Here is a 14,092-nt window from a genome sequence, read left to right as displayed (position 1 = left end):
TATGCAGAGTTCGGACTCCAGCTCAACGCTTCTTCTCGGTGTGGATGGAGGCGGTACCAAAACCTCAGCTTGGTTGGCGACCGCCGACTCAAACGGAGAACTCGTCGTCTTAGGCCGTGGGCTCGCGGGCCCGGGAAACCCCGGCGCGATGGGGTTTCCTGCCGCTTTGCGAAATATAGAACTCGCCATTGCTTCGGCGTTCGAGCAGACCCAACTGCCTCAGCAAACCATCGACAGCGCATGCCTATGCATCGCCGGAGCGGGCCGAGAGTCCGAGCAAGCACAGATTATCCACTGGGCAAAGTCCAACGCGCTCTCTCGGACTCTCCATGTGGTGGGCGATGCGGAAGTGGTGTTGGCTGCTGCCGGTTCGAGCGTCGGTACCGAAACAAACGCACCTTCCAAGCTGCTCCCCAGATCTTCGAGTGCTGTTGCCCTTGTGGCTGGAACGGGCTCCATCGCCTGGGGTAAGTCCTCAGAGGGGAGGTCGCTGCGAAGCGGTGGGTGGGGGTACCTCCTGGGCGACGAAGGTAGCGGCTACGCCTTAGGACGTGGATTGCTACAACTCGCCTGCCAAACCGCCGACGGTCGACTCAATGAGCCAGCTGTGCTAAACGCAGTTCTCGAGCGTACCGAATGCAATCAACCCTCCGATCTCATTCCTTGGACCTACAACGCGCCCCACGCGACTCCCGGCCAGTCACTGTCGCCCAGTCCGAAGGAGCGTATTGCGGAATTGTCCGTCCTCTGTTTCGAATTGGCTCTTACCCAGCAGTGCGTGCACGACCTAGTCACTGAGGGAGCAACCCACCTCGCCAACATGGTGCATTCCGTAGTTCAACAACTCGACTCAACACGCTATTCCCTAGCACTGACGGGCAGCCTCCTCTGCAAACAACCTTCCTACTGCGAACTGGTTCAAAATCAACTGCGACTCTTGAACATCGCACCAACGCAATCCAAGCTCGTTGAAGAGCCCGTACAAGGGGCCGTGCAACTGGCCTGGGACTATTGGAGCCAATCCCCCTAAACGACTCGACAGCTGCTCTGCTCGACGACTTCTCTACTAGTCCACTCCTCTGCACTGGGGCAGCCTCAAGCTAGGATCTCTTGAATTAGATTTCCCTGTACATCCGTCAACCTGCGGTCCAGCCCATTGTGGTACCACGTCAATCGCTCATGATCGAGCCCGAGCAGATGCAGCACCGTTGCATAAAAATCCCAAACCGTCGTTGGATTCTCCAGAGCTCGCCTCCCAAACTCGTCGGTACTTCCGTAGCTCACTCCGCCTTTCACCCCGGCCCCCATCATCCAACACGTAAATCCATCTGGGTTATGATCGCGTCCTTTGGTCCCCTCTTGATGCGTCGGCATGCGGCCAAATTCCGTCATCCACAGGACAAGTGTGTCATCGAGTAGGCCGAGTTTCTTAAGGTCTGTCAACAGCGCTGCAGTCGGGCCGTCGAAGATCGGCAAGTGGCGTTCATAATCGTCCTTTAATGTTTTGTGGGCATCCCAATTAAGTAAGCCGTCGACGCCAGATGCTCTCGAACCGCAATACAGATTGACGCTGCGCACCCCACGTACCAGCAATCGTTTGGCCAATAGGCAATTCTGAGCGTAGGCCGCTTTGAGAGGATTGGGGTCCGCGGTCCCGTACATCTGATGCGTGACCTTCGATTCCTGGGACAGATCTGAAACTTCAGGAGCCGACAACTGCATCCTCGCTGCAAGTTGGTAGGCAGCGATTCGCGCTTGCAAATCCGATTCGGCGGGATGAGCTACCGCGAAGCGACGGTTCAATTTTTCCAACAGATCGCGCGACGCGAGGTCTTCCTGCGCGTCAATCCCCGGCGGTGGCTTCAGGTTGCGAATCGGTTGTTGGGCATTCATCATGATCGCTTGATGGCGTGCGGGAAGAAAGCCGTTCGTCCAATTCGCCTTCCCATTCGGAGGCTCACCGCGCACATCTGGCAGGGCTACAAACGCCGGTAGATTCTCGTTCTCACTCCCTAAGGCATAGCTCATCCAAGCACCGGAGCTAGGAAACCCTTCGGTGTCGTGCCCGGAATTCATAAAGACGCAGCCTGGTCCATGCGTGTTGGTGCGACTGTGCATCGAGTGTACGAACGCAATATCATCCACGTGTCTCGACATCTGTGGCAACATACTGCTAATCGGTTTTCCGCAATTGCCCACAGGCACAAATGGCCACGGGGAGTCCATCAGATTTCCGTTTTTGCCTTGAAAGGAAACATAGGATTCCTCACCCGGTAGTGGTTTGCCTGCGTACTTCGCGAGCGCTGGCTTATGCTCCCAAAGATCCATGTGGGATGCAGCCCCCGGACAGAAAATCTGCAACACTCGCTTAGCGCGTGGACGATAATGCAATCCCAGGCTGTCGGTCCCGCTAGGAGCGTTGCCCCCAACGGCAATTTCACCCGCCAGTAACTGCAGTAAGCCGACCCCAGCTAATCCCGACGAGGCATTTCCTAAAAATCCGCGCCGAGAAATGTCTCGTAGGCTAGCTTCCATCTCTCGATTGGGTTCGTACATCCTGCTCACTACTCTACGTAAATCAACTCACTAGTATTCAACAACACACGACACAACGCAGCCAAGCCATGCTCGGACAACATTTCAGTGCAGACCAGCAACTCATCCGACTCCGGTGGCCGCGCGTAGCACAACTCAAACGCGATAGCGACTCGCCCCTCATCCGTCTTGGGCAGCCGTCCGTCGATTCGCGAAGCCAGCAAGTTGGACATGTCTTGGACAAATCGATGATTGAGCGACGTCAATGCTTGGAGAGGCGTAGTGGTCGAGGCGCGACGAGGCGTCGCAAAAGCACAATCGGGTTGATCAAAGTCACTCATCATGTCGGTTCGCGTCGCTCGAGTCGTTTGATGGTAGATCGCGCGTCGATAAGTTTCTGGGGGATGCTCGTCCAACGGATAATAGGTCGCGACATTGTCTTGCGAATAGCGAAACAACCGAAACCCCGCTCCTCCCATCCGTAAATCTAAGGCTCCCGACACCGCTAGCCACGTATCTCGAATCTCTTCCGCCGTCAGCCGTCGAGGTGGAAATCGCCACAACAGTCGCGATTCACCGTCGATACGTCCCGCAGCTTCAACATAATCGCTCGACTGTTGGTATGCTCGCGACATCATGATCAGCTTGTGAATCGGTTTGATCCGCCATTGATTCTCCAATAATTCAAGCGCAAGCCAATCCAACAATTCGGGATGACTTGGCCGCCCTCCCATGTACCCAAAGTCGCTGGGCGTATCGACGATTCCAATTCCGAAATGGTATTGCCAGATGCGGTTGACCAGTACTCGGGGTGTCAATGGATTTTTCGCGTCGGTCAACCATTCGGCGAGCTTTAACCGCCGTGCCCCTTCCGACGAATCCACGGGGAGTTGGTAGCTGGGGGCCACCTCGCTAAGCGCCACCAAACTAGCCGGCTGGATTGCTTCGCCCAAGCGCTGTGGATCTCCACCGACAAAAATGTGAAACGGACCTACTGCGTCCGCCGCGACATGTTGTCCGATCCACCAGTTGGGATACTCTTCCACCTTGGCAATCGAAGCTTGCACTTGCGAGAGGCGTTCCTTGAGGTCACCTAATTTTGCTTCGAGCTCCTTCCCCGAAGGCGGCTGCTCGACATCTTGCTGAGCTGCGAGCTCTTCCTCCAGGGCTGCCTGCTGCTGGTGAAGCGTCTTGAGCTCGTCCTGCAACGGCTGCAACTCCGCTTGTCGGGCGGCAGCTTGCTCCTCAGTGGCGATCGTTCGGCTTGCGTGCCGCGTTCCTGCAAAGGTTGAATAGAACTGATAGTAATCGCGAGCAAGTATAGGATCGAACTTGTGATCATGGCAGCGAGCACAGCCGACGGTAAGCCCCAAGAAGGCCTCCGTCGTCGTTCGGATCATCTCGTCAAGCGTGTTGGCGCGGATCTGAGCGGCTTGCACGGCGTCTTGATTGCCAACATCATCGTATGGCCCCAAGACAAGGAACGCTGATCCAACTTCAACATTAGGATCACCTGGTGCCACGACGTCCCCCGCTAAGTGTTCCGTGATCAACCTATCGAATGGCTTATCCTGATTGAGAGACCGGATGATGTAATCGCGGAATGGCCAGGCGTTGTTATGGATCTCATTGCGTTCATAGCCATTGCTCTCTCCGAATCTCACCACATCCAGCCAATGCCTCCCCCAACGCTCCCCGTAGTGGGGTGATGCCAACAAGCGATCCACAACTTTCTCAAAGGCATTTTCACTCTGATCCGACACAAAATTAGCCACTTCCTGAGCTGAGGGGGGAAGCCCCGTTAGATCATAAGTAGCACGCCGAATTAGCACACGTCTGTCAGCTGGTGGATTGGACGCTAGACCAGCTTTGCGCAATTGGACTGCTAGAAGCTCGTCGATCCGGGAAGCCGCGGTTGCAACGCTTGCCTCATGCGACTGCAAATTTTCAGGATTGTGCAACTCGCTCGGTGGCGGAGTCCGTAAAGGTTGCAACGACCACCATGAGTCCCCCGCCTTCGGCTTTTCCCGCACCACAAAATCATCGGGCCAATGCGCTCCCTCAGCAATCCAATTCCGTAAAGTCGCAATTTCTGCAGCAGAAAGTGGCGGAGAATCCTTGGGCATCTCAGCAGCGGCATCGTCAGCAGGTGTCACCAGGTCAAGAAGATAGCTACCGTCCGGATCGCCGGCCAAGACATATTGATTGTCCACAAGGTCCGTGGAGGTTGAAATCGAAAACTCCCCCTTCTCGATCCCTGCTGTATGACAACCGATACAGTGCTTCTCAAAGATCACGGCCACGGTCGATTCGAACGTCGCCTTCGATGGCTCCAATCCCTGCGCAGCCGCTTGTCCAAAACTGACCGCAAGATACAGCCACAACATGAAGGTGTACCTCAGGGCCTTTCCTGTACCGGGGAACTGGCCATCGAAGCACTTTGCACAGAAATACATATACAGCACTCGCAGGAACGGCAGGAGGGATGCCAATGGGGTGGGATTGATCAGCAGTTTGTGTATTGTACCTCACGGCACCCCGCAGGTGCAAAACTCAGAAACCAACTCCAGAACGCAAGCCCGATCGCCTCCATCAGAGAGTTATCCGAGCCGGTTCCACCGGCCCAACCACGAAAGAGGCCCCCATGGAGACTCCGCCCATCGTCCGACCGTAAACCTTTCCGACAAGCTCATTTCCAAGGATGCCCCTTCCGACGCACGCTGGAACAGTCCGACAGTCCGACGGGAAGCGGGAAGCACACGACACCTTGCGCTGATGCCCCCCCTGGAGTTCTTCCCATCAGTGATGCAAGCTCGACATTACCAATGGAGCTGCACGCCATTCGCTTGTAGCCGCGTCTGAAACGCAGCTAGTTTTTTAGGATTGGAATGGATCGCCTCGCCGCTGCACTTCTGTTCATGGCAGTGAGCAGCCAGAGTTCCAGCCGCTTCGCCTATGTTCCATTCGACCGGATGCAAGCGGTAACAGCCATTAGATAAGTGTGTCACGCCGAGGTTCTTACAGCCTGCGTAGAGGTTCTGCATTCGCTCAGGGATCAGCGCGCCGAGGGGAATTTCGAACGGTAGCGATGCCAGATCGATGTAGTTGTCACCACCAGTGCTGGGGTGCAGATCGAGACGATAGCTGCCAACGCCAACCGTATCCTGGAACGATGCGGCTTTGACTTCACTTGCCTCTAACCCAGTCTCCTCCATTCTCGCTGCTTGGCTTATGTGCTGCTCGAGCACCGTAAAGCGCGCTCGGATGCGACGCGACTCCCGGATATAGGGATACTTGGCCAACCCATCGTCGGTGCCAACCACCTCTGGGCATAGCCGCAATTCCGGCCATCCAGTACCACCATCGGGGCGAGGAGCTTCCGTTTGCATCCAGTACATAAGGGACAAACTCAGCTGTTTCGCCCCCTGCATGTGCCTCTGCTGCTCCTCTGCGGTGACATCATAGAAATTGCCTTCCAGGTAATCATTCTGAGGCCAATTGACTAAACTAATACTGCCCCGATACGCCCCGGGGATGAAGTTCTTGGCTGCAGCGATTCGCCGATACAACCACCAACCTGCAGCTTCTTTTTGCGGATCAAACGCAAGCGTGCGAGGCTCGAAAGTGGCTGGATTGGAGTACGTCCAATCGAAAAGCTTTCCAGGCCAAGCTGGTTTCAGTGCGGGAACGTACGACCGCCAAAAATCGTACTGATCAGGTTTGGCAATCGTAAAGTCCCCCTCCGCAATATATTGGATAGGAAAACACCAAGTCGCGGCCTGATGGTTCTGCGGCTGTGCGCTGGTCGGTGCGTGAGGTTCAGCGGTTTCAGCTTGAGATTCAAAGCCAGTGACGAATTCCGTTCCCGTCAATGGTAGCAGTTCGCCCGTCTCCGTGGCATCGACGAACGAGGTGCCGGTAAGCTCAACCCTCTCGCCAGTCCCGGCGTTCTGGCAAGTCACGCTCAGCACTCGATCGCCATCGGTGTTCGCAGCGGTCGGACGGTGGTTCAGCAGGATCGTAAGACGACCATCGGCCAGATGCGGTCCGAGCATTTGGTAAAGCGCTGCGACAGCCACGCGTGGTTCATGACAGATTCTTGAAACGCTACCCTGCCCGGGATTCAAGTGCGTTTGAGCGCGGGCGGCTGCAGTTAGAGGCATGTATTGACGGTAGTACCCTCGGATGGCGTCTCGAAGTTCGCGGTAGGCAGAAGTGCAACCGGAAGTTTCAATCTTGGAATGTTCGTCGGGTGGGACTGCCTGCGAGCTTAATTGTCCCCCCAGCCAGTCGGTCTCTTCGGTCAAGATTACACGACAACCAGCCCGCGCCGCGGCCAACGCAGCGGCACAACCGCCAAGTCCTCCGCCAACCACCACCACGTCTGCATTTCGCTCGCCCAAACTGGCGGGTGCGGCGTGCAACAAGCCGCGAAACGACGTATCCACAAGTAGAGGTGGTAAAGAGAGCGAAATCAAAGATAGCAATTCACGGCGTCGCATAGCATCGGTTCCAAAATCTAGGCGGGTTTTAATCCCAACCATTTTACGCCCCCCCTACCATCACTTCCCCTGCCTTCACCGCTATCCCCCAAGAATTTGCCAAAACACCTCCACCGACCATGTCATCCGCAAGGTTTCCACCGCAATCCCCCCCTCCCCGAAAGGTGCCACCCATCTTCCACTATTCCCAATAGGTTCCACCACCTTCCACCTGTTGCTAGCAATCCCCGATAGGTGCCATCCATCTCTCGCAGATTGTCAAGTAGGTGTCCGCCAGATTTTAATTGACGAAGGATGACAGAATGTTAGACTGAACCGGTGCTCCTAGGAGGTGCTTGTGATGAGTAGACCCAACCGTAATGAACAATTTCAAGCGGGCGAAGTCTGTATCGTGCATGCCATACAACGTTGTGTACGAAGAGCGTTCCTGACTGGCGTCGACCCTGTCTCTGGTAAGGATTACTCCTTCCGCCGCGAGTGGATCCGGCGACGGATGGAAGCCCTCGCTTCCGCGTTCGGCATAGACGTACTGACCTATGCCATTCTCAGCTCACACCTCCACATCATCTTGCGAAATCGTCCCGACGTGGTTGCCCTGTGGTCGGAGGAAGAGGTTGCCCAGCGGTGGCTGAAAGTCTTTCCCGGGCGTCGGTTTGAGGAGCATTTGGCAGAGCCCACCGAGGCCGATGTGCAGGCGTTAATTAGAGACCAGGAGCGCATGGCGGTGATTCGCTCGCGTTTGTCCGATATCTCTTGGTTTATGCGAGCTCTGGCCGAGCCTGTCGCGCGGCTCGCGAACGCTCAAGAGAAATGCACGGGACGATTCTGGGAAGGCCGCTTCAAAGCACAACGGCTCGCCGACGATGCGGGCTTGCTGGCCTGCGCCATGTATGTCGACTTGAATCCCATTCGAGCGGCGATGGCCGAGTCCCCGGAACAAGCCGAACACACCTCAGCCTACGATCGCATCCAGGCTGAGCGGGGCGCAAAGATCGATTCAGCAGCCTTCGATCTACGGGCGGTGCCCACCGCCGAAGCGGGGAAGAAAATACGCGAGACACCCGTGCAGCAGCGGATGCAGGAACAAAAGGCGAAACGTCGCAATCCCACCGGCAAGCGTGTCTTGCGAGACAGCTGGCTGGCACCTCTAGAACTGGCCAGTCAAACGTTGTCGAACGACCCGCAGGCTCATGCGGGCGGATTGCGAGCCAGCGACCGCGGCTTCTTGTGCATGGACTGGAGTAAGTACCTGGAGCTACTGCAGTGGACGGCGGCCCAGCGTATTAAGCAGGCCGCCTCCAAAGTACCGCAGCGACTGCAATCGGCTTTAGCGTCGACTGGGATCGAGGTCTCGATGTGGCGTGACTTGGTGTGGGATTACAAACGCTACTTTGGCCGGAGTACCTGTGCGGGGCGCCCGAGTACCATGTCCGCCGACGCACGTCGGCACAATCGGCGTTGCCATCACGGCCAGCAGAAGGCCAGCGAGTGCTTTCTCGCATCTGGGTAGCCCCCTTCTTGCTGCCTCCTGCCAGCTAGCCCCCATTTTCCGACGATCTCCTGTGCAGCACGCGATCGCTGTGCGCTCGCCTAGCTCGCCGCTGGAAGACGACGGCCTCTCTCTGCAAAACACCGCCTCTCATGCGGGGTCTCATCGTCCAACAAGCGACGCCTTTGCTAGCACAGAGCTCTCGCTAGCAGCAGCTTCCCCCGAGAGCCAAAAAGCCAAAAGGTGCCATCCACATTTGCCAATCAGTGGATGGCACCTATCGGGATAGGTGGGTGGCACTGATTGGATTTTGGAGGGCTGAGGGCACTCTTGGGAGGGGCTAGGCTGTTTAGCGGTGGTGGAGAGACGATTGCTCTAGATGCTGCATGGACTCGTAGACTGCAAGAACTTCGGGTGGTGCTACATGCGGCAGATTCTTGGCTAACAGGGCCGTCTCCATCGCAAAGATCAATCGCTGATATTTAACCTGCTGGACTTCGAGGAGCTCACGCTCTTGGTTTGTCGCTTGCCGCTCGAGCTGAGCCTGCGAGTAGGCTTTGTAGGCGGGCAGCTGCTGTATGGAGTCCATCAGCTCGGCTTGCCCTTCCACAGCTAGCAATGGCGAGTCGCGCCAATGGTCCGATGCGCCCAAATCGGGCCATTGTTCGCCGATCGCTTCACGCAGTTGACGTCGGCCAGAACTTCGGCCACGCGAACGGCGGCCACCGCGAAAACGTGAGCTCCGGCGAGTACCCTGACGCAGTTCTTGGTAGCGATCGAATACTACGGTCACCTCCTCCGTCAGTTCGATCTGCAGTTGCTGGGCAAGCCCCTGAATCTCGCGGACAGTTGCAGGGCTCGTGTGCTCGCAGATCTCGTTCAGCGTGCCGCTCATCGAATGCAATTTCGGAACATTCTGGGGCTGGGAGCTAATTGGAATAGCCGTCGTCCGCCCCACTGACGTAGCAGATGCTGGCTCCTGCAGAGGGAAGTCAAGAGAGTCGGCTTCCTCGTCGGCGTTTTCAGATTCTGAAGAATGCGAGCTCCCTCCTCCCCCAATTGATGAGTCGTCGAGTTGGTATTGATCAATGCGACTGTAAACACGGAGCAATGCATCTGTGGTGCGCAAGGGAATGTCAATCGTATTGCTGGCCAAGATCGCGTGACCGTGCGCCTCGGAAAAGGTGACCACACCGTCTTGGTCGAAATCGGCAGCATGGATCGTATGGCCCGTGCGGCTCCGCCCTACGAGCGCTCCCCAAAAATAACTACTGTATTCTTCATCGTTCTCAATATCAGGTCGACACCCGGCCGCCGCCAAATCGTGCTGCTGTGCGAAGAAGCCAACCCGCAAGTTCTTTGCGAGGCCGTTGCGCTGATTCCCCCTGTCAAAGATGGAGTGCGCAAATCCGCCAGCATAGCATTGGGCCATGACCATAATGGTTGGCACTTCCGGCGGCACTTCATCAAGCCAAGTAGAAAACTCCTTAACATGGATAAACTGCCTATCCCAACAATTGATCGAAGTGTTGTACTGATTACGGCCGGTTGCTGCGCTTCCGTGGGCAGTTACGTAGATCAAGAGGCGATCGCCAGCGGTCAACCGGCTCACCACGCGCTGCATGGCCGCCTTGATATTGGACGGCTCTAATGGTCCAGCAATGTTAGGAATCTGATGATCACGATAGTCTAGATTGGTCGATTGGCGCCCCAAACTGTACAGACTCTTGAGGAGGTCGGTTACAGGCAATGTTGGATCCGACGGATCTACAATTTGCACATCCGCCGTATCATCGAAGCCATCGGAGAAAAAAATCGAGTGCTCGACCGGTTCCAACTCATCAGAGGCTAAGATGTCCTGCAAAAACAGCACATTTGCTTCCAGGGAAGCCTGATTTCCTTCGGGGCTGTATCCACCAGCTAATGTAAATAGATAGTCTTTGCCCCAAGCCGCTGACTGGACAGGGAAGCCTTGGCAAACCAGAAAGCTAACAACGTACAGTACGACAACAACAGGCCGTTGCACCGCACGTACCGCGATTTGAATAGAACCAGATCCATTGCGAGTTGCAAGCATGATCGCACTTCGCAAGCCGGAACGTCGCTCGTAGCAGCGGTGCACAATGTCGTGAAACATATTTCGGTCTTCAATGCTTTCAGGTGCTTTGTCGGGATCAACCCTTCGGATTGAGCCGCCGTGGAATTTGTCACACTTCTGAAGATTCGGCGAAAGCACGGCTGCTCTACACCGCTACCGTTTTTGCTTGCTTAGGAAAAGAACCTCCCCAATCATGCTCCCCAAATCACCTATGCAATCGGCTGCGGTTGATGTACTGAGCATGATCGATTGCAAACCTAGCTCGTTCGTCGGCTTCAATGGTCCGAACCATTCCGACGCGACGATGCTGCTCGTTCGCGTTCGAAGCTCAAAAGTGCTTGTTTTGTGTCCACTCCACCACTTCCGGAATAGCCCGTCAATTGCCCTCCAGCTCCCATTACGCGGTGGCAGGGAATAATCAAAGGCCAGCGATTGCGTGCCATCGCCCCTCCGACCGCCCGAGCCGCCTGGGGACTGCCACACCGGCTTGCCACCTCGCCGTACGTCAGCACTTGCCCTGAAGGAATCTCAAAGCAGACGGTCAACGCCTTGCGATGGAAGGGAGAAACACCGCTCCAGTCAAACCAATCAATCTCCCACTGCAGCACACCCGTTTCAAAATAGGTCGCCAACCATTTTTCCAATCCCAATCTGGCTTGGTGCACAGTTGCAGGCTGGCTAAGCGGATTTTCTTCAGACTCACCTTCGCGTCGTGCTTGATCCGAAACTGGCGGTTGATCCACCACGAGTCCGAGGGGTGGGACCGCCGACCGTGATTGAAATTCACACCGATAGAGCCCTTGGGATGTCCATTCGGCTTCCATCGCACCGTAAGGAGTCTGAATTTGCTGCAACCTAGTCAAACGGGGACCTTTCACTTTGCTCACTTAATAGAGAACGGCTAATGGGCAAACGGGCATCTGATGTATTTGGGGCTGCCCGTTCGAACCCCAGTGCTCGACAAAAGTTTCTACGAGATTGGTAGATATATGCAGATTCCGGAAACGGCGGGGCACCAACTGATTTTCACGGCCCCCCATTCGTTACACAGCCCAGCCGATACAGCCCAGTCGCCCCCCGTCCAGCAGCAGACTCCACGCCGCAATTTGCATGAGCTATAATCTGGAGGAATAGGTTCCAAGTTCGTTTAAGTTCCAAGTTCGCTTCGATTGATTGGACTTCCTCAGGTGAGCTCCGCTCAGTCGCTGTATTGGCCGCGTCTGCAGGCATTGTCGAAAGTGAACCCGCGCGACTTGTTTCCTCAGCCGTCAACGAATTCCCGCCCCTCTTTGTTTTCAATGTGCAAATAAAATGCGATTACTGCAACATCATCGTATCGTCAACTTGCTACTTTTAGCAACGATTTCCCTACGGTTTTCAACCGTGTCCCTAGCCGACAACTGGCCGCAATGGCGTGGTACGGGCAGCAACGGAATCTCTACCGCCGAGTCCATTCCGACCCATTGGTCGACTACCGAAAATGTTGCATGGCGTTCACCACTCCCAGGTCAAGGCGGAGCGACTCCAGCGGTCTGGGGCAAGTACCTCTTCGTCACCTCAGCCGACGGGGATGACTTGGTATTAATCGCGATCGATACCGACAGCGGCAAACACCTGTGGCAGCGCAAAGTCACGGACGGAAATCAAAATGCACGTGCCGGAGAAGGCAATTCGGCTTCTGCTTCCCCGTCGACAGACGGAGAACATGTTTGGGTTTTCTTCTCGCGTGGAGACAATTTCACGAGTGCCATCCTGGCTTGCTACGACTATTCGGGCAATGAAGTTTGGAAGTTCGACGTTGCCGACCGTTTCGGGAAAATTGACATTCAGTTTGGCATGACCTCCACTCCTGTGCTGCACGAAGAGGCGCTCTACTTGCAATTGCTTCACGGCGCCATGAAACGTGGAGACGATACGCGGACTGGTAAAGTCGTAAAGCTAAACAAGCTGACCGGAGAGACCATTTGGGAAGTAGATCGCGAGACGATTGCCGTTTTCGAATGCAAACACTCCTACGCATCTCCCTTCTTGTACAGTGATGGAAATCAGCAATTCCTGATAGTCCATGGAGCGGATTGCACAACGGGGCACGCGTTGGATGACGGCCGTGAACTGTGGCGACTGGGCGGATTGAATGCAGACAACGATCCTGAAAATAAAGCCTATGACCTGTACTTTCGGTTCGTCTCATCACCTGCATTTGGCCAGGGCAAGATCGTAGTTCCGACTTGCAAGAATGGTCCTACCTTTGCCATCAACGTGAATTCGGAGCTCAAAGGCGAAGTAACTGGCAAGGAGTCGGTCGTTGCCTGGTCGATCCAAGAAACGCCAGACGTTTCCATCCCGTTGATCGTCGATGATTTGGTCTACCTGCTGCATAAAGATGGAAAAATGCAGTGCATCGAATTAGAAACAGGATCTGAGGTTTATCACCAACGAACTCATACCGTTCAGCACAGGAGCAGTCCACTGTATGCTGACGGTCACATCTACTTCTGCGGTAAAGATGGCGTTTGTACCGTTCTAAAAGCCGGTCGAGACTTCGAAATTGTCGCTGAAAACGATATGGCAGGAGAGACGATTACCGCCTCACCCATCGTTGCCAATGGAACCCTCTACCTGAGAACCTACGCGGGGCTCTATGCAATCCGCAAGTAGCCCATATCCGAGGTAATCCTGTCCGGCGGTAATACGTTTGGCCAACGCCTTCGCTCACGCGAATGTAGCTGGCTATCCAAAGCAAGCAACCGGTTTTCTCGATAGCTGTCGCTTGTCTTCAAGCGGCAGCTAAATTCAGCGGGCGCTACCCATAATTAACCCGAGAATCTCCGCTCTGGAAGAGAGGTTTTCTCGGAAAACGCCCCGCATTGAGGAAGTCATGCACATGCTTCCCGGCTTTTTCACTCCGCGCATCGTCATGCAAGAGTGAGTTGCTTCCAAGACGACTGCGACGCCTCGGGCCCCCAATTCCGTTTCGACCAAGTTTGCGATCTGCTCCGTCATGCGTTCTTGCACTTGGGGCCGCCGGGCGACTTCCTCTACCACGCGCGCTAACTTGCTTAGGCCAACGACTTTTCCCTCAGCCAGATAGCCGACGTGTGCCTTGCCTGTGAAGGGGAGCAAATGATGCTCGCACATGCTGCAGAAATTAATATCTTTGATCAAGACGACTTCATCGTACGATTCGGTGAACACCTTTTGAAGATGGATACTTGGATCTTTGTGCAACCCTGAGAACATCTCCGCATACATGCGAGCGACGCGGGCTGGGGTTTCCAGCAGGCCTTCACGATCAGGATCTTCACCTACAGCAGCCAAGATCTCTCGTACCGCTTTTTCAATGCGCGGGTGATCGACAGAAAAGTCGGCTGCGGACGTAGAATCAGTTGAAGTCATAAGCTCGTTATTTCTAAAAACGATGTAATAAGTGATCGGTGCCCCGAAGCGTCACGGGCTGTTGATTTAATA

The 14,092-nt window shown here is 55.3% G+C and carries 9 protein-coding genes; 3 read left to right on the top strand and 6 right to left on the bottom strand.

Annotated elements, in window-relative coordinates; translation table 11 throughout:
* The first annotated feature begins 1 nt into the window (after position 1).
* On the top strand, positions 2-1,030 hold the full coding sequence (locus Q31a_RS13230; RefSeq protein WP_145078350.1) for an N-acetylglucosamine kinase: 1,029 nt from the start codon (positions 2-4) through the stop codon (positions 1,028-1,030).
* Between the two features lie 65 nt (positions 1,031-1,095).
* Here Q31a_RS13230 and Q31a_RS13225 read toward each other — a convergent pair whose 3' ends face one another.
* The 3 genes from Q31a_RS13225 to Q31a_RS13215 form a co-directional block, all read right to left on the bottom strand.
* Positions 1,096-2,556 (bottom strand): DUF1501 domain-containing protein, encoded by a 1,461-nt coding sequence (locus tag Q31a_RS13225; protein ID WP_231691186.1) that lies wholly within the window; start codon positions 2,554-2,556, stop codon positions 1,096-1,098.
* An 8-nt stretch (positions 2,557-2,564) separates the two neighbouring features.
* Entirely contained in the window at positions 2,565-4,922 is a 2,358-nt protein-coding gene (locus Q31a_RS13220) for a DUF1553 domain-containing protein (protein WP_145078347.1), read from the bottom strand.
* Between the two features lie 432 nt (positions 4,923-5,354).
* Positions 5,355-7,037 carry an FAD-dependent oxidoreductase gene (locus tag Q31a_RS13215; RefSeq protein WP_145078344.1) on the bottom strand — a complete coding sequence of 561 codons (1,683 nt, stop codon included), beginning with the start codon at positions 7,035-7,037 and terminating at the stop codon, positions 5,355-5,357.
* 340 nt (positions 7,038-7,377) lie between these two features.
* Between Q31a_RS13215 and Q31a_RS13210 the strand changes: the two genes are divergently transcribed.
* Positions 7,378-8,547, top strand: a complete 1,170-nt coding sequence (locus Q31a_RS13210) for a hypothetical protein (protein ID WP_145078341.1) — start codon at positions 7,378-7,380, stop codon at positions 8,545-8,547.
* A gap of 328 nt (positions 8,548-8,875) precedes the next feature.
* Here Q31a_RS13210 and Q31a_RS13205 read toward each other — a convergent pair whose 3' ends face one another.
* Together Q31a_RS13205 and Q31a_RS31125 are read right to left on the bottom strand one after the other, a co-directional pair.
* Positions 8,876-10,663 (bottom strand): hypothetical protein, encoded by a 1,788-nt coding sequence (locus Q31a_RS13205; protein ID WP_145078338.1) that lies wholly within the window; start codon positions 10,661-10,663, stop codon positions 8,876-8,878.
* 236 nt (positions 10,664-10,899) lie between these two features.
* Positions 10,900-11,502, bottom strand: coding sequence for a methylated-DNA--[protein]-cysteine S-methyltransferase (locus Q31a_RS31125; RefSeq protein WP_315851661.1), 603 nt, complete (start codon positions 11,500-11,502; stop codon positions 10,900-10,902).
* Between the two features lie 433 nt (positions 11,503-11,935).
* Here Q31a_RS31125 and Q31a_RS13195 point away from each other — a divergent pair, with 433 nt between their 5' ends.
* On the top strand, positions 11,936-13,282 hold the full coding sequence (locus Q31a_RS13195; RefSeq protein WP_145078334.1) for an outer membrane protein assembly factor BamB family protein: 1,347 nt from the start codon (positions 11,936-11,938) through the stop codon (positions 13,280-13,282).
* Positions 13,283-13,417: 135 nt separating this feature from the next.
* On the opposite strand, the gene folE is transcribed toward Q31a_RS13195, so the two are convergent.
* A complete protein-coding gene (gene folE / locus Q31a_RS13190; RefSeq protein WP_145078331.1) occupies positions 13,418-14,020 on the bottom strand; it encodes a GTP cyclohydrolase I FolE in 603 nt (200 codons plus the stop codon).
* Positions 14,021-14,092: the final 72 nt, after the last annotated feature.

The organism is Aureliella helgolandensis (assembly GCF_007752135.1).
GTDB lineage: Bacteria > Planctomycetota > Planctomycetia > Pirellulales > Pirellulaceae > Aureliella > Aureliella helgolandensis.
This window is presented reverse-complemented; position numbering and strand designations above follow the sequence as displayed.